The following is a 24,507-nucleotide window of genomic DNA, read 5'->3' as shown; positions in this document are numbered from 1 at the left end:
TCCGCTGAAATTAAGCGTCTGACGGGGATTGACCTTAGGCACACCTGCATTGTTTATCCGGGGCGTTGAGCTTAACCTAGGAACATTGTGGTTTTCTTATCTCTTGTCGCATCGCATTCGCAGCTCGACCTTGAGACCGTGGCACGAATCAGCGCCTCGGCCAGCGGGCTCGCAGCTGCCTCCGTTAACGGTTCGGCAGCTATCAATGGCGCCGTCGTGCTGGCCACCTGCAACCGCTTCGAGGTCTACGCGGACGTGGAGCACGTCGAAGACGCCACCGAGCACCTCGTGTCCCATCTAGCGGCCACCGCCGCGCTCAGCGCCGATTTCCTGGCCCGCCAGCTGACGATCCTGGAGGGCGAGAAGGTGATCGAGCACCTCTTCTCGGTAGGCGCCGGCCTGGACTCCGCCGTCGTGGGCGAACGCGAAATCGCCGGCCAGGTCCGCCGCGCGCTGGCCCAGGCGCAACAGGAGAAAACCACCACCAGCAACCTCACCCGGCTGTTCCAGAACGCCACCCGGGCGGCCAAGGACGTCGGCAGCAACACCAACCTGGGCACCCAGGGCAAGTCCGTGGTAGCGGTCGCCCTGGACCTGGCCGAGGAGCTCACCAACGAGGCGACCTCCTGGGCCGACCAGAACGTGGTGCTCTTCGGCACCGGATCCTACGCCGGCGCTACCATGGCGCTGCTGAAGGAACGCGGCGTCGAGCGCATCAGCGTGTACTCCAGCTCCGGACGCGCCGCCGAATTCACCGGCAAGCGCGGCGGCTTTCCATTGAGCGACGAGCTGCTCCCCCAGGCCCTGCGTGAAGCCGACATCATCGTCGGCTGCTCCGGCGGCGGACAGCGCCTCGACCGCGAAGCCCTGGAGGCCGTGCGCGTGAAGAACCACCCATTGATCGCCATCGACATGGCGCTCACCCACGACTTCGATCCCGCACTGGTCGAGATGGCCGACGTCGAGCTGATCACGCTGGAGTCGGTGCGCATGGCCGCCCCGACCGACCAGGCCCTGGCCGTGCACGCCGCCAGCCGCATCGTGAAGAGCGCAGCCAAGGAATTCTCCGCCGCCCAGCGCGAACGCGAAGCGGACTTCGCCATCGTGGCCCTGCGCCAGCACACCAAGGCGGTGCTCGACGCCGAGGTCGCCCGCGTGCGCGCCCAGCACGGCTGCACCGCCGCCGCAGACGAGGTCGAACTGGCCATGCGCCGCATGATGCGCCAACTGCTGCACATTCCCACCGTCCGGGCCCGCGAGCTGGCCTCCGAGGGGCGCACCGCGGACTATGTCACCGCGCTGGAGACCCTCTACGGCTTGGAACTGCGTGAACCGGAGTCACCGGCCAGCGCCACGGCGCCGGCCGCCTGCCCCGTGGACACCACCGCGCGCACCGCGTAGCGGCACCCGTAATTCTCCCGCATAGTTACCGTTCCACCGCGATGCGTGGAATACTACTTGCAAGTAGGCTCCCGGAAGATTTTCAAAATCCACAATGACGTGGGCGGAGCCTTGCACAGGGGGAAGGTCGAGGTCGACATGGCTGAAGCAGAAGCGCTCAAGGGACATCGAACGCAGCGAATGCCGCGGGAAGCGCGGCGCCGCCAGCTCCTCCAGGCCGCGCACGAGGTCTTCGTCGGCAACGGATACCACGGAGCCTCCATGGACGACATCGCCGACGTGGCCAAGGTTTCCAAACCCGTTTTGTACCAGCATTTCCCCGGCAAGCGCGAACTCTACCTGGCGTTGCTGGATTCGCATCTGGCGGATTTCAGCCGCCGGCTGGACGAGGCCATCCAATCCACCGACGACAACCGGCAGCGCGTTTTCGCCACGATCAACACCTATTACCAGTACATCAAGAGCGAGTCCCACGCCTACCGCCTGATTTTCGAATCCGATGTGCTCTCCGATCCGCTGATCGCCGCGCGCATCGAGGAATTCAACAACAACCTGGCCACGTCCATTTCCAAGGTCGTGGTCAAGGACACCGAACTGAGCGAGGCCGAAGGCCTGCTGGCCGGACGCGCGCTGGCCGGCCTGTCCCAGGTTTCGGCCCGCTACTGGGCCACCGGCGACGACTCGGTGGATCAGCAGACCGCGGTTGACCTGGTCTCGCGTTTAGCTTGGCGCGGAATTTCCCAGTTCCCCAAGGAAAAGTAGCTAGATTAGTGGCTGAGGGTCCCTTCTTTTAGGGCACACATTTTTCGAGAGGATCAACGACAATCATGGAAATCCGGATTGGCATTCAGAACGTAGCCCGCGAAGTCGTACTCGAGTCGGAACTGAGCAACGCAGAAGTCAACGAGAAGCTTGCTGCGGCAATGGCCGACGGTTCGGTGCTGTCCCTGACCGACCCCAAGGGCCGCGAAGTTCTCGTGCCGGCCGCGGGCATCGCCTACATCGAGGTCGGCCCGGAGGAAATCCGCCGCGTCGGCTTCGCCCACTAATTGGCTTTCGGCAACGTGCCGCGTTGCCCGTGCTCCGGCCGGCTCCCGCTTCCCGCGGAGCCGGCCGGAGCGTTTTAATGCGGGTTGCTGCGGGATCCTAGTTTGCACGCGGCTGCGGCGTGTAGGTTGAGGTACTACCACCCCGGCAGAGGGTTCAACTTCAAACAGGCAGGCGGCGTACCGTGACCGAACAACGTATCCACGCACCGCGGCAGGTGGCCGCAAGCGACCTCGGCGAACTGCTTCTTGCGCTGGAAACAGAGTTCGAGGTCCCCGGCGAGTTCGATGCGGCAACGCTGCAGGCCGCCCAGCAGGCAGTCGAGGCCCTGCCGGAGCCCGACGCGGACGACACCGACCTGCCGTTCTTCACCATCGATCCCCCGGGCGCGACCGACCTCGACCAGGCCATGTACCTGGAACGCGCCGGTGCCGGCTACCTGGTGCACTACGCCATCGCCGACGTCCCCGCGTTCGTCCAGCTCGGCGGCGTGCTGGACGCGGTCTCCCGCGAGCGCGGGCAGACCTTCTACCTGCCGCAGCGAAAGATCACCCTGTACCCGCCGCTGATTTCTGAGGACCGCGGCTCGCTGCTGCCCGACGTCACCCGGCCGGCCTTCCATTGGCGCATCGCGCTGGATGCCGATGGGGCCCTGGGCCAGGTGCGGCTGACCCGCTCGCAGATCCGTTCCCGCAGGCAGCTGGACTACGACACCGCCCAGCAGCGCATCGACGCCGGCGAGGACGACGAGCAGCTGGCACTGCTGGCGGAGATCGGCCGGGCCCGGCTGGTGCAGGAACGGCTGCGCGGAGGCGCCTCGCTGAACCTGCCCGACCAGGAAATCGTGCCGGAGTCCGACGGGTACAAGCTGGTCAGCCGCACCCCGCTGCCGCTGGAGGAATTCAACGCGCAGATCTCGCTGCTCACCGGCATCGCCGCGGCCCGCCTGATGCTCACGGCGGGCACCGGGATCCTGCGCACCATGCCGCCGCCTGACCCGCGGGACCTGAAGGCCTTCAGGCAGCAGACCCGGCTGCTGGGCCGTCCATGGCCCGAGGACACCAGCTACGGCGAATACCTGCATGCCCTGGACCTGGGCGACCCGCGCCAGCTGGTCATCATGCACCGCGCCGCCTCGCTCTTCCGCGGCGCCGACTACCAGGTCATCGCCGGCCAGCCCGAATCCGAGCTGGTCCAGGCCGCTCTGGCCGCGCCCTACGCGCACACCACTGCCCCGCTGCGCCGTCTGGTGGACCGCTTCGTGCTGCTGACCTGCCACCTGCTCTCCACCGGACAGCCGATGCCCGGAGAGCTGGAACAGGCACTGCCCGGGCTTCCGGAACTCATGCGCGCCAGCTCCGCGGCGGCCAACAAGGTGGCCCGGGCCGCGGTGGACCTGCTGGAGGCCTACACCCTGCAGCACCGGCTCGGCGAGCGGTTCCAGGCCATCGTGCTCACCGCCGCGCAGGGCGGGGCCGTGGCGGAGAACGGCAGCGGCCGGCCGCGGCCCGGGCTGCTGCAATTGGTCGACGAGCCGGTCACCGGCAGCTTCACCGGCCGTGCCGACGCCGGCACGCTGGTGACCGCCGAGCTCGTGGAAGCCGACCCGCGCACCCGCCGAATCCACTTCGAAATAGTCTCCCGCGGCTGACGAACCGCTGGATTCCGGCCAAACAAGTTATGCTGGTCAGTATTACTACTGAGGATGCCCGATCGCACAGCGCTGAAAGTACGACCAGTTACCTGATGACTTCCCAGCGGTCATCATTCCGCAGGACCCCGCCGTGGGCTTCCCGCGTGCATCGAGCGATCGGCTCCGCTGGACCCGCCTCCCTTCGGGCGCACCCCCTGGATTTGCAGGGCAGGTCGACCCCGCCGGGAAGCCAACATGAAATGAGACAAGAGACATCGTGAGCGACACGACGCTAACGGCACCAGCTGCCGACACCCCGGAAGAGAACACCCCCGTCGAAGCCCCGAAACAGAGCTTCGCGGAACTGAAGGTACGCGAGGACATCGTCGCCTCGCTGCTCGAGGCGGGCATCGAATTCCCCTTCCCCATCCAGGCGCTGACCCTTCCGGTGGCCCTGGGCGGCAATGACATCATCGGCCAGGCCAAGACCGGCACCGGCAAGACCCTTGGCTTCGGCATCCCGGCACTGCAGCGCGTCATCCGCGAGGGCGACGCCGGCTACGAGGACCTCGAATTCCCCGGCGCCCCGCAGGCGCTGATCGTGGCCCCGACCCGCGAACTGGCCATCCAGGTCGGCGCCGACCTGGCGCAGGCCTCCAAGCATTCGAACATCTCGATCACCACCATCTACGGCGGCCGCCCCTACGAGGAGCAGATCGCCGCGCTGAAGGCCGGCACCGACGTCATCGTCGGCACCCCGGGCCGCCTGATCGACCTGAACCGCCAGCGCGTGCTGAACCTCAAGCAGATCAAGACCGTGGTGCTGGACGAGGCCGACGAAATGCTGGACCTGGGCTTCCTGCCCGACGTGGAGCGCATCCTCGCGGCCCTGCCCCCGGTCCGCCAGGCCATGCTCTTCTCCGCCACCATGCCCGGCGCCGTGATCACCATGGCGCGCCGCTACATGTCCCGCCCGACCCACATCCGCGCCCAGGATCCGGACGACGACGGCTCGCTGACCAAGCGCAACATCCGCCAGCTGGTCTACCGCGCGCACAACCTGGACAAGGATGAGATGGTGGCCCGCCTGCTGCAGGCCGAAGGCCGCGGCAAGACCATCATCTTCACCCAGACCAAGCGCTCGGCGGCCAAGATGGCCGACGAACTGATCGACCGCGGCTTCAACGCCGGCTCGCTGCACGGCGACCTGGGCCAGGGCGCCCGCGAACAGGCGCTGAAGGCGTTCCGCTCCGGCAAGGTGGAAATCCTGGTCGCCACCGACGTGGCCGCCCGCGGCATCGACGTGGACGACGTCACCCACGTGGTGAACCTGCAGTGCCCGGACGACGAGAACACCTACCTGCACCGCGTGGGCCGCACCGGCCGCGCCGGCAACAACGGCACCGCGGTGACCTTCGTGGACTGGGATTCGGTGCCGCGCTGGTCGCTGATCAACAAGGCCCTGGGCCTGAGCGTGCCGGAACCGGTGGAAACCTACTCTTCCTCGCCGCACTTCTTCACCGATCTGGACATCCCCAAGGGCACCAAGGGCCGCCTGCCGCGCGCCAAGAAGTCCGCGGCCGCCGAGGGCGACGGCTCGCCGCGCGAGTCCTCCTCCCGGGAACCGCGTGAGAACCGAGAACGCACCCCACGCCGCCGCAGCGGGTCGCGCACCCGCACCCGCACCGTGAACGGCCAGAGCCAGGAGCGCGGCGGGCAGCAGGACTCCGGAGCCGAGGAGCAGGCCGGGGCGCGCCACGGGCATTCCAAGGGCCGCCAGGACCGGCCGTCCCGCGAGGCCGAGCGCCACCGCGAATCCCGTGTCTCCGGCGAGGACGGTGCAGCGCAGGACACCTCCAAGCCGCGCCGGCGCCGTCCGCGCCGCCGCACCGGTGGAAGCGGCGAGGCCGACTCGCAGGACTAGTCCCGTGATCCGCAGCCCTCAGCACTCCGAAAGGATTCAGTACCCAGGTGCTCGCACAACCTGAAGATTCAACCCTGTCCGCGGCCGCGGCGCCCTCCGGTTCCCCGGTGAGCGCCCCGGCCGCGGGCAACACCGTGTTCCACGGCGACAACATGACGGTGCTTGCAACCCTGCCCGACGAAAGCTTCACCCTGATCTACGTGGATCCGCCGTTCAACACCGGACGCAAGCAGACCCGTGCCGAACGCACCATGGTCCGCGCCGAAGAGGGCGAAGGCACCCACGTGGGGTTCAAGGGCCGCAGCTATACGGCGGAGATCGGCCAGTCGCGCTCCTACCACGACAGCTTCGACGACTACCTGAGCTTCATCGAGCCGCGCCTGCTGCAGGCCTACCGGCTGCTGGCTGAGGACGGCACCCTCTACGTCCACCTGGACTACCGGGAAGTGCACTACGTCAAGGTGCTGCTGGATTCGATCTTCGGCCGCGAGTGCTTCCTGAACGAACTGATCTGGGCCTACGACTACGGGGCGCGGGCCAAGAGCCGCTGGCCGGCCAAGCACGACACCATCCTGGTCTACGTGAAGAACCCGAAGAAGTACCACTTCGATTCGACGGAAGTCGACCGCGAGCCCTATATGGCCCCCGGCCTGGTGACCCCGGAAAAGCGGGAGAAGGGCAAGCTGCCCACCGACGTGTGGTGGCATACCATCGTCTCCCCCACCGGCAAGGAGAAAACCGGCTACCCCACGCAGAAGCCCGAGGGCATCCTGCGGCGCATCGTCGCGGCCTCCTCGCGCCCCGGCGACTGGGTGCTGGATTTCTTCGCGGGCTCCGGCACCACCGGCGCGGTGGCCGCCAAGATGGAGCGGCGCTTCGTGCTGATCGACCAGAACACGCAGGCCATCGAGGTCATGCACGCCAGGCTGCCCGAGGGCACGGCGTTCGCCACACTGGACGGCTCGCCCGCCCCGGAGCCGCGGACCGGCGGCTAGCGCAGCAGCTGGGCGCTGATCCCGGTGCCCTGCGCCAGGATGCGCTCCAACATGTCCGGCTCGGTGAGATTCTCGCCGAGCCGGTTCAGTTTTCCGGTGCCGTGGTAGTCCGAGGACCCGGTGACGATCAGGTCGTGCTCCTTGGCCAGCGCCAGCAGCTGCTCCTTGCCCTGCGCGGAGTTGTCGCGGTGGTAGACCTCCACCCCGGCCAGCCCTGCCTCGATCATCTCGTGGATCGTGGAATCGGGCACCACCCGGCCGCGCAGCGAGGCCTTCGGGTGGGCGAACACCGGCACGCCGCCGGCCTCGCGCACCAGGCGCACCGCCGCGGCGGGGTTGATGGCAGGATGTGACACGTAGTAGCGCGAGCGCGAGGACAGGATGTTGGCGAACGCCTCGTTGCGGTGCGCCACCACCCCGGCTGCCACCAGCGCGTCCGCGATATGCGGGCGGCCCACCGTGGAACCCGGCTGGCAGTGCTCGGCGACCAGCTCCCAGCTGATCGGGTAGTCCTCCGCCAGCCGCTCCACGATGCGCTGGGCGCGCACGATCCGCGAATTCAGCGCCACCGCCAGCTCGTCGAGCAGCGGCTGATAGGCCGGGTCGTGCAGATAGGACAGCAGGTGCACGCTGATGCCGTGCGAATCCTGGCAGGTGATCTCCATGCCGGGAACGAAGCCGATCCCCAGTTCCGCGGCCTTGGCGCACGCCGCGGCCCAGCCGGTGGTCTGGTCGTGGTCGGTCAGCGCCACCACATCCAGCCGCGCTGCGGCCGCCGCGGCGATGAGCTCGGCCGGAGTTTCCGTGCCGTCGGAAACGTTGGAATGGGTGTGCAGGTCGATTCGCATACTCTCTAGAATATCGAAGTGCGCACGTTCTTTGGCGGCGCAGAGCTGATGGTGACACACTGGAATGTATGACCAATCAAGTTTCATCGCCTTCGGGCAGCGACCAGCCATTGGAAGACCGCGTGAACAACCGTTCGCAGCGTCCGACTTCCGAATCATTCAAGCAGTTCATGGCCGCGAACTGGGCCGCCGACACCTCGCAGCTGCCGGACGCCGATCCGTCCGCCGGCTACGCCGCCGCCCGCCGCGCCAAGCTCTCCGCAGCCTACCCGGGCGAGCGGCTGGTCATCCCCGCGGGCCCGCTGAAGGTCCGCTCGAATGACACCGACTACCGCTTCCGCCCGCACTCGGCCTTCGCCCACCTCACCGGCCTGGGCGTCGACCATGAGCCGGATGCCGTGCTGATCATGGAGCCGACCGACGACGGCGCCGGAGACAACGGCAGCAACCACGCGGCCACCTTGTACTTCGCCCCGATGGCCGGCCGCGATTCCTCGGACTTCTATCTGGATTCGCGCTCCGGCGAGTTCTGGGTGGGCCCGCGCCCGACGCTGAGCACCATGTCCGCCCGCACCGGCATGCCCACCGACTCGCTGGAGCAGCTGGAACTGGCGATCACCAAGAACTCCGGCCCGCAGGCCATGGGCGGCATCCGCATCCGTCTGGTGCGCCAGGTGGACCTGAACGTCGAGGCGCTGGTGGACACCAGCCGCATCAACACCTCCCAGGATCTGGAGGCCTCCGACGCGCTGGACAACGAGCTGGCCGAGTTCCTCTCCGAGCTGCGCCTGGTCAAGGACGAGTACGAGATCGCCGAGCTGCGCAAGTCCGTGGCCGCCACCATCAACGGCTTCGAAGACGTGGTGCGCAGCCTGGATGCGGCCATCGCCCACGACCGCGGCGAACGCATCGTCGAAGGCTCGTTCTTCGCCCGCGCCCGCCTGGAAGGCAACGATCTGGGCTACGACACCATCGCGGCCTGCGGCAACAACGCCACCATCCTGCACTGGATCCGCAACAACGGGGCCGTGAACGAGGGCGAAGTGCTGCTGCTGGACGCCGGCGTGGAAGCCGACTCGCTGTACACCGCGGACATCACCCGCTCCCTGCCGGTGTCCGGGAAGTACACCGAGGTGCAGCGCCGCGTCTACGAGGCCGTGCTGGACGCCGCCGACGCCGCCTTCGCCGCGGTCAAGCCGGGCCTGAAGTTCCGCGACCTGCACCAGATCGCCACCCGCGTGCTGGCCGAACGCCTGTCCGAGTGGGGCATCCTGCCGGTCTCCGTCGAGGAGGCCATGAGCCCCGAGGGACAGCAGCACCGGCGCTGGATGCCGCACGGCACCAGCCACCATCTGGGCTTGGACGTGCACGACTGCGCCCAGGCCCGCGCCGAGCTGTATCTGGACGCCGAGCTGGAAGAGGGCATGGTCTTCACCATCGAGCCGGGCCTGTACTTCAAGAACGAGGACCTGGCGATCCCCCAGGAATACCGCGGCATCGGCGTGCGCATCGAGGACGACATCCTGGTCACCGCCACCGGCGGCGAGTCGCTGAGCGCGGCGCTGCCGCGCACCGCCGACGACGTCGAAGCCTGGATGGCCAAGCTGCGCAGCTAGCCGCACCGGTTCAAAGGGCTCTTCGCAATTAGGGGTGTAATGCCCGTCTACACCCACCAGACTCCATCAGGGACCTCGCGATGTAATTCGCGAGGTCCCTGAACCCCATAGCCGAGGTGTTTTTTGACAGCGGCCTCGTATTTCTACACCGCCTAAAGTGCAAAAGGCTGGGGACAAGTACGATCAACTGCAATTGGGTTGGCTTTCGGACGCGGAGTGTCGATGGGCATAAAGAAGTCGTTCAAATACCGAAAGCCGATATCGCTTCGCAAGCTACGCCCCAACTTCCTACGGGTTAATAGAAGCGTCCGTCCGATAAACTATTTGTTCCATGCAAAAGTAAATGTCGTGTCGCGCTACGCGAGCCAACCGAATTACCCGCAACAAAGGAGACCGCTGAGACGTAGGGCTTATCGGAATCAGATTAGATAGTTAAGAACTAAATGAATATTACTTTGTATCCCTGGTTGGTTACTGTCGCTGTAATTGTTCTTCTATCACTTAAGACGTTGTTTCAGCGTCGAAGTGAATTCAAGAAGTTTATTCCAGGGTTGTGGCTCCTAGTAGGTTTTGTCTTGCTTGGCCCCGTTGGTTCGTTGGGATGGACGTTGCGAATGGGTGATTCATATGACCCATTTTTCGATATGCCATTTGCGCTGAACTTTGCACTAATTGTGTTTTCTCGGTTCGACCCGATGGGGCTATTCTCAGGTGAAGAGCCTCTCGAAGGAACGTGGCTAAAGAAAACAGTTGATGGCAAGTTCATCTATTGGTTCATTGAGGGGTGCGTGTGGCTTGGATTAGCACTCTTCTTTTTCCCCTTGGCGATGGACATATTTAGAAGTTCTTTGTGAGCATCGGTAGTCGTTTGCCGATCAAGTGGTGAGTTATTACGCTCATCGCGGTTTAACCGTTCTTGAGGCGCTCACTCTACAAAGATGGTGGTTGCCTGCTTGCTCAGGCAACCACCTTCTTTTTGCTATGCTCCTTAGCTGTTGCTGGGACCGCTTAAAAACCGCTGGCCTTCATCCGCCCCGAGGGGGCGGATGAAGGCCAGCGGTTTTTAGTGTTGCTGCTTGCGGCTAGGAGTTCTTGTCCTGGCGGGTTTCCTCCGGCGCGTCCGCAACAGGCTGCTGCGCCGGCTCATCCGCGGCGCCCTGCTCGGAAGCCTGGTCCGGGTTCTCGCCGCGGCCGATCTCAACCGTCGGCTCGACCTCGGACAGGTTCTGGGCCGGGGCGGCTGGCTGTTCGGCCGCCGCCGGGGCGGCCTGCACGCGCACGCCGTAGCGCGGGCGTCCGTCCGGAAGGTCCGTGAACTGGCTGCTCGGGGCCTCGGTCGACGCCGGGGCTGGCTGCTGCGGGGCCCCCGGAGCCTGTGCCGGGGCCGCAGGCTGGGTCGGGACGGAGGCCGGAGGCTGCTGCATCGGGACATTCGGTGCCGAGGCGTGCGGACGCATCGGCAGCTTGGACGCGAGCTGGCGGGCGGCCTGCGCATTCTCGAAGTCAACCACCACGTCGAAGCTGGTGGCCACGAACTGGCTGGAGGAAGCGAAGTCGCGCTTTCCGCGACGGGTCGAGTAGCTAATCACGCCGGCGATCATCCAGATGGCCATGCCCAGGCCGATGGCGGAGAGGATCTGGTAGACGCCGTTGCCGCCGCCGAACAGCGAGAGCAGCAAACCGACGAACAGGCCCATCATGGCGCCCTGCGCGGCCCCGGCCAATGCGACCTTCGGGTAGGACAGCTTGGCGGTCACGCGTTCCACGGTGCGCACGTCGTTGCCCACGATGGTCACGGAGGCCACCGGGAAGTTGTTGTCGGCCAGGTAGTCCACGAGCTTCTGGGCGTCGAGGTAGCTGGTGTAGCGCCCCAGCAGCTCGCCGCGCGGCAAGCCGTTGGTGCTGATCGAATTTACTCCTTGTGGCGAGGTCATATCTATATTGTGCACGGTCATGCTGTGTTTGTACCCAGTTGTGAAGCCCGGATCACTGAGGGCGAAAGAATCCATCCCCGGATGTGTCACCGCGCACCGCGCGAACGCACCGGGCACGATAACCTAGAAGGGTGAACTCACAAGTGTCTAAAATCTTCGTCGCCCGGCTGCTCGGGCTGGACGTCTTCGACCCCTTGGGCGACCGTCTGGGACGCTTGCGAGACGTCGTCGTGGTCTCCCGCGGGCCCAAGAAGCCGCCGGCCTGCGTCGGCGTCGTGGTCGAGGTCCCCGGAAAGCGCCGCGTCTTCGTGCCCATGACCCGCATCCAGTCCATGGAATCCACGCAGATCATCTGCTCGGGTCTGGTCAACATGCGCCGCTTCCAGCAGCGCGGCCAGGAGCTGCTGGTCGTGGCCGAGCTCTTCGACCGCACCATCACCTTCACCGACGGCTCCGGCCGCGGCGTCATCGAGGATGTCGGCCTGGCCCAGACCCGCCGTGGCGACTGGGAGATCAACCAGTACTACGTGCAGCGCGGGGTCGCCACCCCGGGGTTGCTCGGGTTGCGCAGCCGCAAGCGCGACAAGGTGCTGGTTTCCTGGGAGGACGTCAGCCACGGCAACCAGAGCGAACCGCAGTCCGCGGACAACTTCGTGGCTACGCACGACGACATGAAGGCCGCCGACTTCGCCGACGCGTTGCACGAGATGAATGAGAAGCGCCGCCTGGAAATCGCAGCGCATCTGCAGGACGAGCGCCTGGCCGACGTGCTGCAGGAGCTGCCGGACCGCGAACAGGTGGAGATCCTCTCCGCCCTGGGCCTGGAGCGCGCCGCCGACGTGCTGGAGGAAATGGACCCGGACGACGCCGCCGACCTGCTTTCCGAGGTCTCCGAGGAAACCAAGCACCAGCTGCTGGAGCTCATGAACGAAGAGGAGGCCAAGGACGTGCGCCGCCTGCTGGCCTACCCGGAGGGCACCGCCGGCTCGGTGATGACCCCGGTCCCGGTGATCCTCACCCCCGAATCCACCGTCGCGGAGGCGCTGGCCTCGGTGCGCATGGAGGAGCTCTCCCCCGCCCTGGCCTCCACCGTCTACGTGGTGCGCCCGCCGCTGGAGACCCCCACCGGGCGCTACCTGGGCCAGGTGCATATCCAGGCGCTGCTGCGCGCCGCGCCGCCCGAGCCGCTGGGCGACATCCTGGACACCGAGCTGGAGCCCATGTCCGACCTTGCGAACATTTCCGAGGTCGTGCGCCACCTGGCCACCTACAACCTGACCAGCGTCGGGGTGACCAACAAGGAAGGCCGCCTGGTCGGGGCCATCACCGTGGACGACGTGCTCGACCACATCCTCCCCGACGATTGGCGTTCGCAGGACTAAGAACTTTGGAACCGGTCCGCCGGTTCGCCCGGCCCCGGCGCAGCCCGGGCCGCACCGCATCGATCAGTAGCAAAGGAGTTCGCCACCATGGCTGAACAGCGCAAGACCAGTGGCCTGGATACTCCCCTTGCAGCACGCCAACGCTTCTGGCCTAAGTTCTCCCCCGACCCGGACGCGTTCGGTTCCACCACCGAGAAGTTCGCCCGTTTCATGGGCACCCCGCAGTTCCTGGTCTACATGACGATCTTCTGCGCGTTCTGGCTGATCTGGAATTCCATCGCCCCGGTGGCCTGGCGCTTCGACGACGCCTCCATCGGCTTCACCGCGCTGACCCTGATGCTCTCGCTGCAGGCCTCCTACGCCGCGCCGCTGCTGCTGCTGGCGCAGAACCGCCAGGACGACCGCGACCGCGTGTCGCTGTCCGAGGACCGCGCCCGCGCCGAACGCAACCTCTACGACACCGAATACCTCACCCGCGAGCTGGCCAGCCTGCGCCTGGCGCTGCGCGACGTCGCCACGCGCGACTATGTGCGCTCGGAGCTGCGCAACGTGCTGGAGGAGTTGCTGGAGACCACCGACGGCGAAGAGCTGAACCTGCGCGCCAAGCGCAAGTCCAAGGGCGGTAACCCGCAAACCGGGCTCATCGAGACGGTGCAGCCGGGCCAGAATTCCAACCGAAAGAACAACTAGTCGTGAGTTCGAACGAAGCACTGCTTAGGGCGCTGGACTCGGTCATCGACCCGGAGCTGCGCCGTCCCATCACCGAGCTGGGCATGGTCGGCGACGCCAGGCTCGACGGCACCCGTGCCGAGGTCACTATCCTGCTGACCATCGACGGGTGCCCGCTGCGCTCCACCATCGAAGCGGACGTGCGCGCGGCTTTGCTGACGCTGCACGGGGTGGAACAGGTCGAGGTGGCCCTGGACGTGATGGATCCGCAGCAGCGTGCGGCCCTGCGCGAACAGCTGGCCAGCCGACGCACCCCGTTCTCCGACCCGGCCTCGCTGACCCGCGTCATCGCGGTGGCCAGCGGCAAGGGCGGGGTGGGCAAGTCCTCCATCACCGCCAACCTGTCCGTCGCGCTGGCCGCCCGCGGCTTCAAGGTGGGGTTGATCGACGCGGACGTGCACGGCTTTTCCATCCCCTCGCTGATGGGAATCAAGCAGAACCCCACGCGCGTGGACGACATGATCCTGCCGCCGGTGGCGCACGGCGTGAAGGTCATCTCCATCGGCATGTTCCTGGATTCCAACCAGCCGGTGATCTGGCGCGGGCCCATGCTGCACCGCGCGTTGGAGCAGTTCCTGTCCGACGTGTACTTCGGGGACTTGGACTTCCTGTTCCTGGATTTGCCGCCCGGCACCGGGGACATCGCGATCTCCGTGTCCCAGCTGCTGCCCAACAGCGAACTGCTGGTCATCACCACCCCGCAGTCCACCGCCACCGAGGTGGCCGAGCGCGCCGGAACGATTGCGCTGCAGACCAAGCAGAAGGTCATCGGCGTGGTGGAGAACATGAGCCACCTGCAGATGCCCGACGGCAGCAAGATGGAGATCTTCGGCTCCGGCGGCGGCGCCAAGCTCAGCCACTCGCTGGGCACGCAGCTGGGCTACCCGGTACCGCTGATGGCGCAGTTGCCGCTGGAGGAAGCACTACGTGAGGGCTCGGACAGGGGAATCCCGGTGGTGCTCTCCGCCCCGGGCTCCCGGGCTGCCATCGAGTTGAGCGCACTGGCCGATTCGCTGGGCCAGCGCCCCCGCGGTTTGGCCGGACGCAACCTGCCCATGTCCCTCCAATAGCAGCGGGGCGCCGTCCCCGCACCGTCCGGCCCGGCCACTCCGCGGCCCCGGCTGGCGCAAAAAAGATCCCCGGCCCTGCAGTTCTCTGGAACTGCGGGCCGGGGATCTACTGCTGTCTTCGGTGGCTTTGCTGCCTAGGTGGCTTCGTCGTCGAACGGGGCGCCCTCGTTCAGGCCCAGCGGAGCCTGGGTGGCGGTGTGGGTGGCCACGGAGGTGCGAACCGGAGCCGCCTCGGCTGAGGACGGTTTGCCCTTGGCCACATTGACCGCGTCGTCGAATTCGTCGATGAGCGCTTCCTTGATGATGCGCCGCGGGTCGTATTGGCGCGGATCCAGCTTGCGCCAATCCATGTCGGCGACCTCGTCGCCAACCTCTTCGCGCAGCTGCTCCTTGGCCCCGTTGGCCATGCGGCGAATTTCCTTGACGAGGTTTGCCAGTTTTTTGGCATAATCAGGAAGCTTCTCGGGGCCGAGCACGACGACCGCGATAATGGCAAGAATAATGAACTCGCCGCCATTGATACCTAGAAAATCCACAACACCAAGATTACCCTGTCCGACTCGAACTAACTAAGCCACCGGCGTTGCGGCCAGCTTGCGCCCTATCCCTGGACCGCGGTGCGGCGGCCCAGCGGGATCAACGGCAGCGACATGGTCTTTGCCGGTTTGTTGGACGGGTTGCGGTGCGCCAGGGCATCACGCAGCATTGCTCGTCCACGGTGGATGCGCGAACGCACGGTTCCCAGTTTCACGTCCAGGACCTGGGATACCTCTTCGTACGAGAACCCTTCCATGTCACACAGGACGATTGCTGCCCTGAATTCCGGGCTCAAGGCCTTCAGCGCCGCTTGAACATCCACATCGAGATTGTGGAATTCAAAGTAGCGCTCCGGGGAGATCACCTCTCCTGGAAGCCGATCCTCGGACCCTTCGGCAAACCGGTCAAAGCGAATCTTGCTCTTCCGGCGCGCCTGGTCGAGGAACAGGTTGGTGGTAATGCGGTGAAGCCAGCCGCCCATGGTGCCCGGGGTGTACTTGTCCAGGGCCTTGAACGCACGGACGAATGCCTCCTGCGAAAGGTCCTCGGCATCCTGGCGGTTTCCGGTGAGCCGGTAGGCCAGCCGGAAGACGCGCTCACCATGCTCGTGAACCATCTGATCCCACGACGGAACCACAGTCTCGGGGACTGCCAGGGTGGCTGTTGAGTCATTTTGTGCATCATTCACACTTAAAGTATGTGCGCCGAAGCTGAGCTACAGCTAAGAATCGCCTGCGCGGAGGGTATCAAGTTCACCGAAGCGGTGCCGGTTGTGTGGGTAACATTGGTGATGTCCCGATTCGCTCGATCCCTAGGACTTGTCTCCGATGCCTTCCATGAATCCAGAACTTCTTGCGAGCTGGAGCTATGCCCAGACCCAGGTCCACGAGAAGGAGCACGTGGCGCAGGTTCGCGAGCGCTCCGCCGATCTGGGGGTACGCTGCATCGATCCCGCAGGCCGATCCATGCTGCAGGTGATCTGTTCCCTGCGCCAGCCGCGCAACCTCGTGGAAATCGGCCCCGGTGTCGGCGTGGCGTCGCTGGCGATGCTCGGGGTCCTCGGACCGGAGAGTACCCTGACGGCGATCGAGTCCAATCTTGAGCACGCCAATGCGATGCGCCAGTCGCTGCGCGAGGCGGGGGTGCCTTCGGCCCACGCCCGCATTATCAACGAACGGGCCGAGAACGTGCTCTCCCGCTTGGCGGACCACGCCTATGACCTGGTGCTGATTGATGCCGGCGCGGAACTGCTGCTGGAATACGTGGCCGAGGCCAAACGCCTGGTCGGCCCGCGCGGGGTCATCATCATCAACAATGCCTTCGACGAGCACCGCCTGTCCAAGCCGGCGGTGCGCCGCACGTCCACGGTGGCCACCCGCGATGCGCTGCGTCTGCTGCGCGAGGATCCGAAGATGCAGACCCACCTGATGCCCAGCGAGCAGGGGCTGTTCGTCGCCTCGGTGCTCCCGGCGACACGGATGCGCTAGGAATCTTCTGCAACCACAAAAAGGACCGACATGATGTCGGTCCTTACTTGTTGCGGCCGGCCCGCGAGCCGGCTGCCTAGCTATTCGGTGACTTCAACCAGGCAGTTGCGCAGCTCGGTTGCTTCATCCTTATTCAGCTCGACAACGAGGCGTCCACCGCCGTCGATAGGCAACCGCAGGATCAGGCTTCGCCCCTCCTTGGTGACTTCCATCGGACCGTCACCGGTGCGTGGCTTCATCGCAGCCATGTAAGCAATTCCCTTCGTCCGTGGCTGGTACGGCGCGGCGAGTTCCTTCGCCGCCCGCGCAACCGCATACCTGGCCCATCCTCAGGTGTAATTCATCGCTGATTAGGGGCCACTTATCTCTTATTATTGCGAATTTTCTGCCGTGTCGCTAATCACACGCCGAGACTCGAAGTCACGAATCACATTTTCTAGCCGAGTGATTTCCGCCGCGAGGACATCCAGGGTGTCGTCGACCTGGTCGCATCGGTAGCCGCGAAAACCCAGAGAGAAACGCACTTTGTCAATGTCGCCGGCTCGCGGATGCTCCGGGAGCAGTACCGGAGGCAACGAGGCAAGAGGCTCCGCCAAACCGACGATGGGCTCGGGAACCGACTCGAAATGCCGCCCCGCATCGGCCGCGCGGCGGCGCCCGGACAGCAGCAACGCGGTCCCGCCGATAACCAGCAGCGCCAGGAAAACCAAGGCAAACGGCATCAGCTAGCTCCTGCCCATCGGTGCGCGGCCGGAGGCGGAGCGCCGTGCGTTCAACACGATTTGCACCGCCTCGTCCGGGTCATCGGTCACGGTGAACAAATCAAGGTCGCTCTCCGCGATGCAGCGCTCCTTGGCCACCGTGTCCTTCAGCCACTGCACCAGCCCGCCCCAGTACTCCGTGCCCAGAAGGACGATCGGGAAACTGGTGATTTTCTGGGTCTGGACCAGCGTGAGCGCCTCGAACAATTCGTCCAGGGTGCCGAACCCTCCGGGCAGGACGATGAAACCCTGCGAGTACTTGACGAACATGGTTTTGCGTACGAAGAAGTAACGGAAGTTGATGCCCTTGTTGACCCAGGCGTTCAGCCCGGTCTCGAATGGAAGCTCGATTCCCAGTCCGACCGAAATGCCTTCAGCGTGGGCCGAGCCCATATTCGCGGCTTCCATGGTTCCGGGCCCGCCGCCGGTAATGGTGGTAACGCCGGCCTTGGCGAGCAGTTCCCCAACACGATAGGCCTGTTTGTAGTACGGGCTGTCTGGATCGGTGCGCGCCGAACCGAACACTGCCACGGCGGGGCCGGTGCTGGACAGGGTGCCGAAACCGCTGACGAACTCGGATTGGATGCGCAGCACACGCCAAACGTCGGTATGCGTTACATCCGGCTGCGGACTCTCCAGCAGGTAGCGGTCAAGCTGCTCCTCGGACTTCTTTCCGGGCCAGCTCGCCTCGACATGCATCCGTCCGCCAGCACGAGCACTTTCTTCACTCTTACGCTTATGGACCATGCCTTCACTCTATCCGCTGCACGTCGCGCTCCGCGTCAACCTTGGGGACGGTCTTTAAGAACAGTTTGATAACAACTTGGTGTGACCTGACCGAAGAGTCGCGTAGCGCGCGTCACATCGAGTAATGTCAAGATCATGAAAAGCGATCATCAGGCTCAAGCTTCTTCTGATGGCCCCATTGTCCGTCTGGCTGGGGTCAACAAGCACTACGGTGCACTGCACGTCTTGAATGACATCAATTTGGATGTCGTCAAGGGCGAGGTCGTTGTGATCCTGGGTCCCTCGGGCTCCGGCAAGTCGACCCTGTGCCGCGCCATCAATCGTCTGGAGACGATCGACGACGGCACCATCGCCATCGACGGGAAGAAACTCCCCGAAGAAGGCAAGGCGCTGGCCCGACTCCGGGCCGATGTCGGCATGGTGTTCCAGTCCTTCAACCTCTTCGCGCATAAGACCATTCTTGAGAACGTGACCCTCGGGCCCATCAAGGTCAAGGGCATGAAGAAGTCCGAAGCGGACAAGCTGGCCATGCAGCTGCTCGAGCGCGTCGGCGTCGCCAACCAGGCAGCCAAGCTGCCCGCGCAGCTCTCCGGCGGCCAGCAGCAGCGTGTAGCCATCGCGCGCGCCTTGGCCATGCGGCCCAAGGTGATGCTGTTCGACGAACCGACCAGTGCACTGGACCCGGAAATGATCAACGAGGTCCTGGACACCATGATCTCGCTGGCCCGCGAAGGAATGACCATGCTCGTGGTGACCCACGAGATGGGCTTCGCCCGCAAGGCCGCGGACCGCGTGATCTTCATGGCCGACGGGCAGATTGTCGAGCAGGCCCCCCCGGAGGAATTCTTCACCAATCCCAAGAGTGCGCGGGCCAAGGATTTCCTCGGCAAGCTCATCACGAATCACTAGCTCTCATCACCCACTCACCAGGAGGAACAATGCGGAAAAATCGTTTTGGCGCAATTGCTGCAATGGCGGCTGTCGCGGCTCTGACCCTGACCGCCTGCGGCGGCTCTGACAACGCCGGCGACGGAGAAGGCGACAAGGTTCGCATCGGCATCAAGTTCGACCAGCCGGGCCTCGGCTTCCAGGACGGCAGCACCTACACCGGCTTCGACGTCGATGTCGCCAAGTACGTGGCCAACGAACTGGGCTACACCGAGGACAAGATCGAATTCGTCTCGGCTCCGTCGGCCAACCGCGAAACCCTGCTTGAGACCAACCAGGTCGACATGATCTTCGCGACCTACACCATCAACGACAAGCGCAAGGAACGCGTCGGGTTCGCCGGCCCGTACTTCATCGCCGGACAGGACCTGCTGGTCCGCGCCGACGACAGCTCGATCACCGGCAAGGACTCCCTGGACGGCAAGAAGCTGTGCTCGGTCACCGGCTCGACCTCGGCCGAAAACGTCAAGAAGGACGTTCCCGGGGTGAGCTTGGTTGAACAGCAGGGCTATGCCGACTGCCTGGGCCTGCTGGAGACCGGCAGCATCGACGCCATCACCACCGATGACATCATCCTCGCCGGCTTGGCCGCGACCTCGGCCAACAAGGGCAAGTTCAAGGTTGTTGGCAAGCCATTCTCAGAAGAGCCCTACGGCGTGGGTCTGAACAAGACCAACGACAAGTGCGAAAAGATCAACACCGCAATCAAGAAGATGATCGATTCCGGTGAATGGCAGAAGGCCCTGGATAAGAACACCGAAGGCACCGGCTACAAGCCATCGGCGCTGAATCCTCCGACCAAGTTCGAAGCCTGCAGCTAGCACCTAGCTCGTTCCACGACTGGCGGTGCTGCACCTGGACCTAGACGTTCGCGTGCGGCACCGCCAGTTACCAGCTCATCCATCTACCAAGGAGAACAAGCCGTGCAAGGCTATTTAAGTCTTTGGGATGAATACGGTGCGCGCATCATGGAGTCCTTCTGGACCAACCTGCAGCTCACCTTCTGGGCGTTTATAGCCTGCGCAATCCTGGGCACGATTCTCGCGATCATGCGAATTTCGCCAATCCCCAGCCTGAGAGCATTCGGCACCGCCTACGTAAACATCTTCCGAAATACCCCGCTGACCATCATCATGACCTTCGGCGTCCTGGTTCTGTTCGGCGTTTTCCAGCTCCAGCTGTCCAGTGATTTCAATTTCAACTTCTTCCAGATCGCCATCATCGGCCTGACCATCTACCACGCTGCGTTCTTCTGCGAAGCTATCCGCTCCGGAGTGAACACCGTCCCGCTGGGCCAGGCCGAAGCCGCCCGAGCCATCGGCTTGGGCTTCCTGCCGGCAGCGCGGCTGGTCATCCTCCCGCAGGCATTCCGCGGGGCCATCGTCCCCATGGGCAACGTGCTTATCGCGCTGATCAAGAACACCACGGTGGCCTTGGCCGGCTCCGTAGCCGAGATCTCGGGCCTCATGAAGACCATGATCGAGTACCGGGCCGATCTGGGAGTGCTGATCTTCCTGACCGTCGCCCTCATGTTCGTGGTCATCGTGGTGCCGATCGGCATGCTGGTCACCTGGCTGTCCAAGAAGCTGGCGGTGGCACGATGAGCGCGCCAAAGCAGTCAGTCCTCTTCGACGCCCCGGGGCCCAAGGCCAAGCGCCGCATCCTGCTGCTCAACATCCTCGGTGTGCTCGCCCTCCTGGGCCTGCTCGCTTACTTGGCCATTGGCCTGAACTCCGCAGGCCAGCTGGCACCGGAGAAGTGGAATGTCTTCCTCAAGGGCGGCGTCTGGAGCAACTTCATCCTGCCGGGTCTGCTCAAGACCCTGCAGGCGGCCGCGATCTCCATCGTGACCTCGTTGCTCTTCGGCTTCATCTTCGGCATGGGGCGACTGTCCCATAACAAGGTGATCGACTGGGTCAGCACGATCATCGTCGAGTTCTTCCGTGCGGTTCCGGTGCTACTCATGATGCTGTTCCTGTGGATCATGCTCGCCCGCTCCGGCTGGGTGCAACCGCAGGATTCACCGTTCTACGCGGTGGTCATCGGCCTGACCCTGTACAACGGCTCGGTCATCGCCGAGCTGATCCGCTCGGGTGTGCACGGCCTGCCCCGCGGCCAGCGCGAGGCCGGCATCGCCATCGGCCTGACCCGCGGCCAGAGCCTGCGGCTGATCGAGATCCCGCAGGCGTTGACCGCGATGCTGCCGGCCTTGATCAGCCAGTTCATCGTGATCCTGAAGGACTCCGCACTGGGCTACATCATCAACTTCAACGAGCTGCTGTTCAACGGCAAGCTGGTGGGTACCGGCAACTCGAACATGTTCCAGTCGCTGGTCATCGTTGCGGCGATCTTCATCATCCTGAACTTCGCCCTGTCCAAGCTCGCCTCGGTGGTCTCCTCGCGGCTCAGCTCGCGCGGCCAGATCTAGCAGGCAGCAACCAAAAGACCTCGGGTCCCGTTCCATCGTGGAACGGGACCCGAGGTCTTTTGGCGCTGTGCAGGGACTAGCTGAGCCAGGAGCGCAGCGAAGCCAGGCAGTCGCGGATCGCCTGCTGCGGGACGTGCTCGTCATCCGAGTGCGCCAGCAGTGCATCGCCGGGGCCGAAGTTCACGGCCGGGATGCCGAGCGCCGAGAAGCGGGCCACATCGGTCCATCCGTACTTCGGCTTGGGCTCCTGTCCCAGGATCGAAATCAGCTCGGCGGCGATCTCCTGGTCAAGCCCCGGGCGGGCTCCGTTGGAACCGTCGGTGCGTTCGATGTCGAAGCCCTCGAACAGCTCGAGCACCACGGCTTCGGCCTGCTCCAGGGTCTTGTCCGGGGCGAAGCGGTAGTTCACCTCGACCTCGCAGTAATCAGGGATGACATTGCCTGCCACTCCCCCGCTGATGCGCACCGCATTCATGCCTTCGCGGAATTCCAGGCCTTCCACGTTAATGGTCTGCGGCTGGTACTCGGCCAAGCGGCGCAGCACTTCGGAGGCGTCGTGGATCGCGTTGTGGCCCATCCAGGCGCGGGCCGAATGCGCGGCGGTGCCGTGGGTGCGGATCACGAAGCGGCTGGTGCCGTTGCAGCCGCCCTCCACGGTGCCGTTGGTGGGTTCGAGCAGGATCGCGAAGTCGGCGGCCAGCAGCTCAGGGCTGTTGCGGGCCAACCGTCCCAGACCGGACTTGGATGCGGCGACTTCCTCGTGGTCGTAGAAGATGTAGGTGACATCGTGCTTCGGATCGGTGAGCTCGGCGGCCAGGGCGAGCTGCACGGCGACTCCGCCCTTCATGTCGGTGGCGCCGCGACCGTAGAGCACCCCGTCGATGACCTGGGCGGGGACGGTGCCCTTGGCACCCGCGGTGCGGGGCAACGGAACGGTGTCCAGGTGCCCGGCCAGCACGACCCGGCGGTCGCGGCCCAGGGCGGTACGGGCGACGATTGAGTCCCCGTCGCGATGCACCTGGAGGTGGTCGAGTTCCAGCAGGGCGGCGTGCACCTTGTCGGCCAGTTCTTGCTCGTTGCCTGAGACCGAATTGATGTTCATGAGCTCTTCGGTCAGCACTGCGACGTCCTGCCGCAGGTCTAGGTCGTTCACGGTATTCATGGTCCTACAATCATCGCTTCACTAGCTTGTCATCTAACAACGTTACCTTTAGCATCAGCGTTACGATCAGTGTATGACTTCAGAACCTGTGACCTCATCCAGCGAATCTTCCGTACGATTGGCATCCGGCCACGGCCTTGCCACCATCGCCGCCGACGGCACCGTCCTGGACGTGTGGTACCCGGCGCCTACGCTCGGTGAACTCGCAGCAGCAGAACAGCTGGCCGGCGAACTGGCCGCCGCCGCGGCCGACGACTCCGCCCGCGGCACCACCCAGGAAGTCGTGTCCCTGACCATCAACCTCGACGTCGCCCCGGCGGACACCGCCGATGTGTGGCTGCGCCTGCACCTGCTTTCGCACCGTCTGGTACAGCCGAACACCATCAACCTGGACGGCATCTTCGGCCATCTGGCCAACGTCGTGTGGACCAACTTCGGCCCGTGCCAGGTCGAGAACTTCGAGATGACCCGGCTGAAGCTGCGCAGCCGCAGCAACGTCGATGTCTACGGCGTGGACAAGTTCCCGCGCATGGTCGACTACGTCATGCCTTCCGGGGTGCGCATCGCCGACGCTGACCGCGTCCGCCTCGGCGCCCATCTGGCCGCCGGCACCACCGTGATGCACGAGGGCTTCGTGAACTTCAACGCCGGCACCCTGGGCGCTTCCATGGTCGAGGGCCGCATTTCCGCGTCAGTGGTGGTCGGCGACGGCTCGGACGTGGGCGGCGGCGCTTCGATCATGGGCACCCTCTCCGGCGGAGGCAAGGAACGCATCGTGATCGGCGAACGGGTCCTGCTGGGCGCCAACGCGGGCGTGGGCATTTCGATCGGCGACGACTCGGTGGTGGAAGCCGGCCTGTACGTCACCGCAGGCACCCGTGTCGCACTGGGCGAAAAGACCGTCAAGGCCTTGGAACTGTCCGGTGTGCCGAACCTGCTCTTCCGCCGCAACTCGATTTCCGGCGCCGTCGAGGCATTGCCGCGCGCAGGCCAGACGGTGGAACTGAACGACGCGCTGCACGCCAACTAGGCCGAAGCGGCACCAAATGTCGAGGCCGGAGAACCCCTATGGGTTCTCCGGCCTCTTTTCCCCTGCAGCGCACTCCGCTAGATCGGAAAGATGATGGTGAGCATGGGCTGGATGAACCCCCGGAAGGCCTTGGAGTCGCGCAGGAGCACCGAACTTGCCAGGATCGTGGATCCGCCGGTCAGCCAGGCCCGCGGTTCCTTCAATGGCACCTCGATCACGCTGATCTGTTTTTCCATCGCATCCGCCGCGTGCTCTATTCCGCGTTCGATCAGCAGCTGCTCAATCTCGTCCATGCGGTCCGGGATGTAATCCCGGCTTCTCCGTTCGAAGTCCTCGGTATGCTGGTGGGCGAAAAGCGTTGCCTGTCCGTAATGCGGCCGAGCCAGCCGGGCTAATTCGGGATATCCGTTGTCCTCAAGCCACTCCAAAAGGTTTGCGGGAACCGGGACCGCAACTTCCGGCGCCGTGTCATGGGTGGTCAGCGAGTCCCACCACGAACCCCATTCCTGCTTGATCTGCCCGTGCACTGAATGCGGGCCGGTGCGTTCCTTGACATCCGGTTCGAGCCGGCAATTCGGGCCGACTTCCGCGGGATTCACGCCTGCCAGCTCCCGCAGATACAGCGCCATCAGCAGATGGGGATCCGTATATATGGTCAGCGACCAATTGTTTCCGCGACGAAAATACATCCAAACCACCTGACATGCCGACGTGTTGAAAGCATCCCCTTCACCCCACAATACGCCTGAACTCGGGGTTAAAACAGCGTTGGGCCGGGACTCCGCAATCTGCGGAGTCCCGGCCCAAGGGCTGGGTACAAGCTACCTG

The 24,507-nt window shown here is 64.7% G+C and carries 26 protein-coding genes; 17 read left to right on the top strand and 9 right to left on the bottom strand.

Annotation, left to right across the window (positions count from 1 at the left end):
* The first annotated feature begins 87 nt into the window (after positions 1–87).
* The 6 genes from IEY43_RS00305 (at position 88) to IEY43_RS00280 (ending at position 7,000) form a co-directional block, all read left to right on the top strand.
* On the top strand, positions 88–1,401 hold the full coding sequence (locus IEY43_RS00305; protein ID WP_188946600.1) for a glutamyl-tRNA reductase: 1,314 nt from the start codon (positions 88–90) through the stop codon (positions 1,399–1,401).
* A 138-nt stretch (positions 1,402–1,539) separates the two neighbouring features.
* Positions 1,540–2,163: a TetR/AcrR family transcriptional regulator gene (locus IEY43_RS00300; protein WP_188946599.1), complete on the top strand. Its 624-nt coding sequence runs from the start codon at positions 1,540–1,542 to the stop codon at positions 2,161–2,163.
* Positions 2,164–2,228: 65 nt separating this feature from the next.
* Positions 2,229–2,450 (top strand): DUF3107 domain-containing protein, encoded by a 222-nt coding sequence (locus IEY43_RS00295; RefSeq protein WP_188946598.1) that lies wholly within the window; start codon positions 2,229–2,231, stop codon positions 2,448–2,450.
* Positions 2,451–2,632: 182 nt separating this feature from the next.
* The gene (locus IEY43_RS00290; RefSeq protein ID WP_188946597.1) at positions 2,633–4,099 is read left to right on the top strand and encodes an RNB domain-containing ribonuclease; all 1,467 of its coding nucleotides are present in this window, start codon (positions 2,633–2,635) and stop codon (positions 4,097–4,099) included.
* A 259-nt stretch (positions 4,100–4,358) separates the two neighbouring features.
* Complete coding sequence (locus IEY43_RS00285; RefSeq protein ID WP_188946596.1) at positions 4,359–6,005, top strand: DEAD/DEAH box helicase; 1,647 nt, start codon at positions 4,359–4,361, stop codon at positions 6,003–6,005.
* Positions 6,006–6,157: 152 nt separating this feature from the next.
* Complete coding sequence (locus IEY43_RS00280; RefSeq protein WP_188946959.1) at positions 6,158–7,000, top strand: DNA-methyltransferase; 843 nt, start codon at positions 6,158–6,160, stop codon at positions 6,998–7,000.
* Here IEY43_RS00280 and IEY43_RS00275 read toward each other — a convergent pair.
* The gene (locus tag IEY43_RS00275) at positions 6,997–7,848 is read right to left on the bottom strand and encodes a PHP domain-containing protein (RefSeq protein WP_188946595.1); all 852 of its coding nucleotides are present in this window, start codon (positions 7,846–7,848) and stop codon (positions 6,997–6,999) included. The two genes, IEY43_RS00280 and IEY43_RS00275, sit on opposite strands and share 4 nt — an antisense overlap.
* 68 nt (positions 7,849–7,916) lie before the next feature.
* Here IEY43_RS00275 and IEY43_RS00270 point away from each other — a divergent pair, with 68 nt between their 5' ends.
* A complete protein-coding gene (locus IEY43_RS00270) occupies positions 7,917–9,464 on the top strand; it encodes an aminopeptidase P family protein (RefSeq protein WP_188946594.1) in 1,548 nt (515 codons plus the stop codon).
* A gap of 443 nt (positions 9,465–9,907) precedes the next feature.
* Positions 9,908–10,318 (top strand): hypothetical protein, encoded by a 411-nt coding sequence (locus tag IEY43_RS00265; RefSeq protein ID WP_188946593.1) that lies wholly within the window; start codon positions 9,908–9,910, stop codon positions 10,316–10,318.
* 228 nt (positions 10,319–10,546) lie between these two features.
* Here the strand turns inward: IEY43_RS00265 and IEY43_RS00260 are convergent, their stop codons facing one another.
* Entirely contained in the window at positions 10,547–11,398 is an 852-nt protein-coding gene (locus tag IEY43_RS00260; protein ID WP_188946592.1) for a YflT domain-containing protein, read from the bottom strand.
* Positions 11,399–11,529: 131 nt separating this feature from the next.
* Here IEY43_RS00260 and IEY43_RS00255 point away from each other — a divergent pair, with 131 nt between their 5' ends.
* The 3 genes from IEY43_RS00255 to IEY43_RS00245 all read left to right on the top strand — a co-directional run bounded on the left by IEY43_RS00255 (position 11,530) and on the right by IEY43_RS00245 (position 14,579).
* Positions 11,530–12,780, top strand: coding sequence for a magnesium transporter MgtE N-terminal domain-containing protein (locus IEY43_RS00255; RefSeq protein WP_188946591.1), 1,251 nt, complete (start codon positions 11,530–11,532; stop codon positions 12,778–12,780).
* Positions 12,781–12,867: 87 nt separating this feature from the next.
* Positions 12,868–13,470: a DUF1003 domain-containing protein gene (locus IEY43_RS00250; RefSeq protein ID WP_188946590.1), complete on the top strand. Its 603-nt coding sequence runs from the start codon at positions 12,868–12,870 to the stop codon at positions 13,468–13,470.
* A 2-nt stretch (positions 13,471–13,472) separates the two neighbouring features.
* Positions 13,473–14,579: an Mrp/NBP35 family ATP-binding protein gene (locus IEY43_RS00245; RefSeq protein ID WP_188946589.1), complete on the top strand. Its 1,107-nt coding sequence runs from the start codon at positions 13,473–13,475 to the stop codon at positions 14,577–14,579.
* 134 nt (positions 14,580–14,713) lie between these two features.
* Here the strand turns inward: IEY43_RS00245 and IEY43_RS00240 are convergent, their stop codons facing one another.
* Complete coding sequence (locus IEY43_RS00240) at positions 14,714–15,115, bottom strand: sec-independent translocase (RefSeq protein ID WP_188946588.1); 402 nt, start codon at positions 15,113–15,115, stop codon at positions 14,714–14,716.
* A gap of 65 nt (positions 15,116–15,180) precedes the next feature.
* Positions 15,181–15,804 (bottom strand): RNA polymerase sigma factor SigE, encoded by a 624-nt coding sequence (sigE, locus tag IEY43_RS00235; protein WP_188946587.1) that lies wholly within the window; start codon positions 15,802–15,804, stop codon positions 15,181–15,183.
* 148 nt (positions 15,805–15,952) lie between these two features.
* Between sigE and IEY43_RS00230 the strand changes: the two genes are divergently transcribed.
* Positions 15,953–16,603: an O-methyltransferase gene (locus IEY43_RS00230; RefSeq protein ID WP_188946586.1), complete on the top strand. Its 651-nt coding sequence runs from the start codon at positions 15,953–15,955 to the stop codon at positions 16,601–16,603.
* An 80-nt stretch (positions 16,604–16,683) separates the two neighbouring features.
* On the opposite strand, the gene IEY43_RS00225 is transcribed toward IEY43_RS00230, so the two are convergent.
* The 3 genes from IEY43_RS00225 to IEY43_RS00215 all read right to left on the bottom strand — a co-directional run bounded on the left by IEY43_RS00225 (position 16,684) and on the right by IEY43_RS00215 (position 18,063).
* Entirely contained in the window at positions 16,684–16,851 is a 168-nt protein-coding gene (locus IEY43_RS00225) for a DUF3117 domain-containing protein (RefSeq protein WP_188946585.1), read from the bottom strand.
* Positions 16,852–16,974: 123 nt separating this feature from the next.
* A complete protein-coding gene (locus IEY43_RS00220) occupies positions 16,975–17,325 on the bottom strand; it encodes a DivIVA domain-containing protein (protein WP_188946584.1) in 351 nt (116 codons plus the stop codon).
* A 3-nt stretch (positions 17,326–17,328) separates the two neighbouring features.
* A complete protein-coding gene (locus IEY43_RS00215; protein WP_229777226.1) occupies positions 17,329–18,063 on the bottom strand; it encodes an LOG family protein in 735 nt (244 codons plus the stop codon).
* A 183-nt stretch (positions 18,064–18,246) separates the two neighbouring features.
* On the opposite strand from IEY43_RS00215, the gene IEY43_RS00210 reads away from it, so the two are divergent.
* From IEY43_RS00210 to IEY43_RS00195, 4 genes are all read left to right on the top strand, one after another.
* Positions 18,247–19,020, top strand: coding sequence for an amino acid ABC transporter ATP-binding protein (locus tag IEY43_RS00210; protein ID WP_245353576.1), 774 nt, complete (start codon positions 18,247–18,249; stop codon positions 19,018–19,020).
* 29 nt (positions 19,021–19,049) lie between these two features.
* Positions 19,050–19,880, top strand: coding sequence for a glutamate ABC transporter substrate-binding protein (locus IEY43_RS00205; RefSeq protein ID WP_188946582.1), 831 nt, complete (start codon positions 19,050–19,052; stop codon positions 19,878–19,880).
* Positions 19,881–19,982: 102 nt separating this feature from the next.
* Complete coding sequence (locus tag IEY43_RS00200; RefSeq protein WP_188946581.1) at positions 19,983–20,663, top strand: amino acid ABC transporter permease; 681 nt, start codon at positions 19,983–19,985, stop codon at positions 20,661–20,663.
* Positions 20,660–21,487 (top strand): amino acid ABC transporter permease, encoded by an 828-nt coding sequence (locus tag IEY43_RS00195; RefSeq protein WP_188946580.1) that lies wholly within the window; start codon positions 20,660–20,662, stop codon positions 21,485–21,487. The genes IEY43_RS00200 and IEY43_RS00195 overlap by 4 nt, the downstream gene beginning before the upstream one ends.
* Positions 21,488–21,563: 76 nt before the next feature.
* On the opposite strand, the gene dapE is transcribed toward IEY43_RS00195, so the two are convergent.
* Entirely contained in the window at positions 21,564–22,649 is a 1,086-nt protein-coding gene (gene dapE, locus IEY43_RS00190; protein WP_188946579.1) for a succinyl-diaminopimelate desuccinylase, read from the bottom strand.
* Positions 22,650–22,722: 73 nt separating this feature from the next.
* On the opposite strand from dapE, the gene dapD reads away from it, so the two are divergent.
* The gene (gene dapD / locus IEY43_RS00185; protein ID WP_188946578.1) at positions 22,723–23,679 is read left to right on the top strand and encodes a 2,3,4,5-tetrahydropyridine-2,6-dicarboxylate N-succinyltransferase; all 957 of its coding nucleotides are present in this window, start codon (positions 22,723–22,725) and stop codon (positions 23,677–23,679) included.
* A gap of 77 nt (positions 23,680–23,756) precedes the next feature.
* Here the strand turns inward: dapD and IEY43_RS00180 are convergent, their stop codons facing one another.
* A complete protein-coding gene (locus IEY43_RS00180; RefSeq protein ID WP_188946577.1) occupies positions 23,757–24,368 on the bottom strand; it encodes a hypothetical protein in 612 nt (203 codons plus the stop codon).
* Positions 24,369–24,507: the final 139 nt, after the last annotated feature.

It is taken from the genome of Glutamicibacter protophormiae, from assembly GCF_014647495.1.
GTDB classification, from domain to species: domain Bacteria; phylum Actinomycetota; class Actinomycetes; order Actinomycetales; family Micrococcaceae; genus Glutamicibacter; species Glutamicibacter protophormiae.
This window is presented reverse-complemented; position numbering and strand designations above follow the sequence as displayed.

Excerpts from the sequence above, each read along its gene's own strand:
- IEY43_RS00300 (WP_188946599.1), top strand. The coding sequence starts at position 1,540 with ATGGCTGAAGCAGAAGCGCTCAAGGGACATCGAACGCAGCGAATGCCG.
- IEY43_RS00295 (WP_188946598.1), top strand. The coding sequence starts at position 2,229 with ATGGAAATCCGGATTGGCATTCAGAACGTAGCCCGCGAAGTCGTACTC.
- IEY43_RS00280 (WP_188946959.1), top strand. The coding sequence starts at position 6,158 with ATGACGGTGCTTGCAACCCTGCCCGACGAAAGCTTCACCCTGATCTAC.
- IEY43_RS00275 (WP_188946595.1), bottom strand. The coding sequence starts at position 7,848 with ATGCGAATCGACCTGCACACCCATTCCAACGTTTCCGACGGCACGGAA.
- IEY43_RS00270 (WP_188946594.1), top strand. The coding sequence starts at position 7,917 with ATGACCAATCAAGTTTCATCGCCTTCGGGCAGCGACCAGCCATTGGAA.
- IEY43_RS00265 (WP_188946593.1), top strand. The coding sequence starts at position 9,908 with ATGAATATTACTTTGTATCCCTGGTTGGTTACTGTCGCTGTAATTGTT.
- IEY43_RS00260 (WP_188946592.1), bottom strand. The coding sequence starts at position 11,398 with ATGACCTCGCCACAAGGAGTAAATTCGATCAGCACCAACGGCTTGCCG.
- IEY43_RS00250 (WP_188946590.1), top strand. The coding sequence starts at position 12,868 with ATGGCTGAACAGCGCAAGACCAGTGGCCTGGATACTCCCCTTGCAGCA.
- IEY43_RS00230 (WP_188946586.1), top strand. The coding sequence starts at position 15,953 with ATGAATCCAGAACTTCTTGCGAGCTGGAGCTATGCCCAGACCCAGGTC.
- IEY43_RS00225 (WP_188946585.1), bottom strand. The coding sequence starts at position 16,851 with ATGGCTGCGATGAAGCCACGCACCGGTGACGGTCCGATGGAAGTCACC.
- IEY43_RS00220 (WP_188946584.1), bottom strand. The coding sequence starts at position 17,325 with ATGCCGTTTGCCTTGGTTTTCCTGGCGCTGCTGGTTATCGGCGGGACC.
- IEY43_RS00215 (WP_229777226.1), bottom strand. The coding sequence starts at position 18,063 with ATGCATGTCGAGGCGAGCTGGCCCGGAAAGAAGTCCGAGGAGCAGCTT.
- IEY43_RS00210 (WP_245353576.1), top strand. The coding sequence starts at position 18,247 with ATGAAAAGCGATCATCAGGCTCAAGCTTCTTCTGATGGCCCCATTGTC.
- IEY43_RS00205 (WP_188946582.1), top strand. The coding sequence starts at position 19,050 with ATGCGGAAAAATCGTTTTGGCGCAATTGCTGCAATGGCGGCTGTCGCG.
- IEY43_RS00195 (WP_188946580.1), top strand. The coding sequence starts at position 20,660 with ATGAGCGCGCCAAAGCAGTCAGTCCTCTTCGACGCCCCGGGGCCCAAG.
- dapE (WP_188946579.1), bottom strand. The coding sequence starts at position 22,649 with ATGAATACCGTGAACGACCTAGACCTGCGGCAGGACGTCGCAGTGCTG.
- dapD (WP_188946578.1), top strand. The coding sequence starts at position 22,723 with ATGACTTCAGAACCTGTGACCTCATCCAGCGAATCTTCCGTACGATTG.
- IEY43_RS00180 (WP_188946577.1), bottom strand. The coding sequence starts at position 24,368 with ATGTATTTTCGTCGCGGAAACAATTGGTCGCTGACCATATATACGGAT.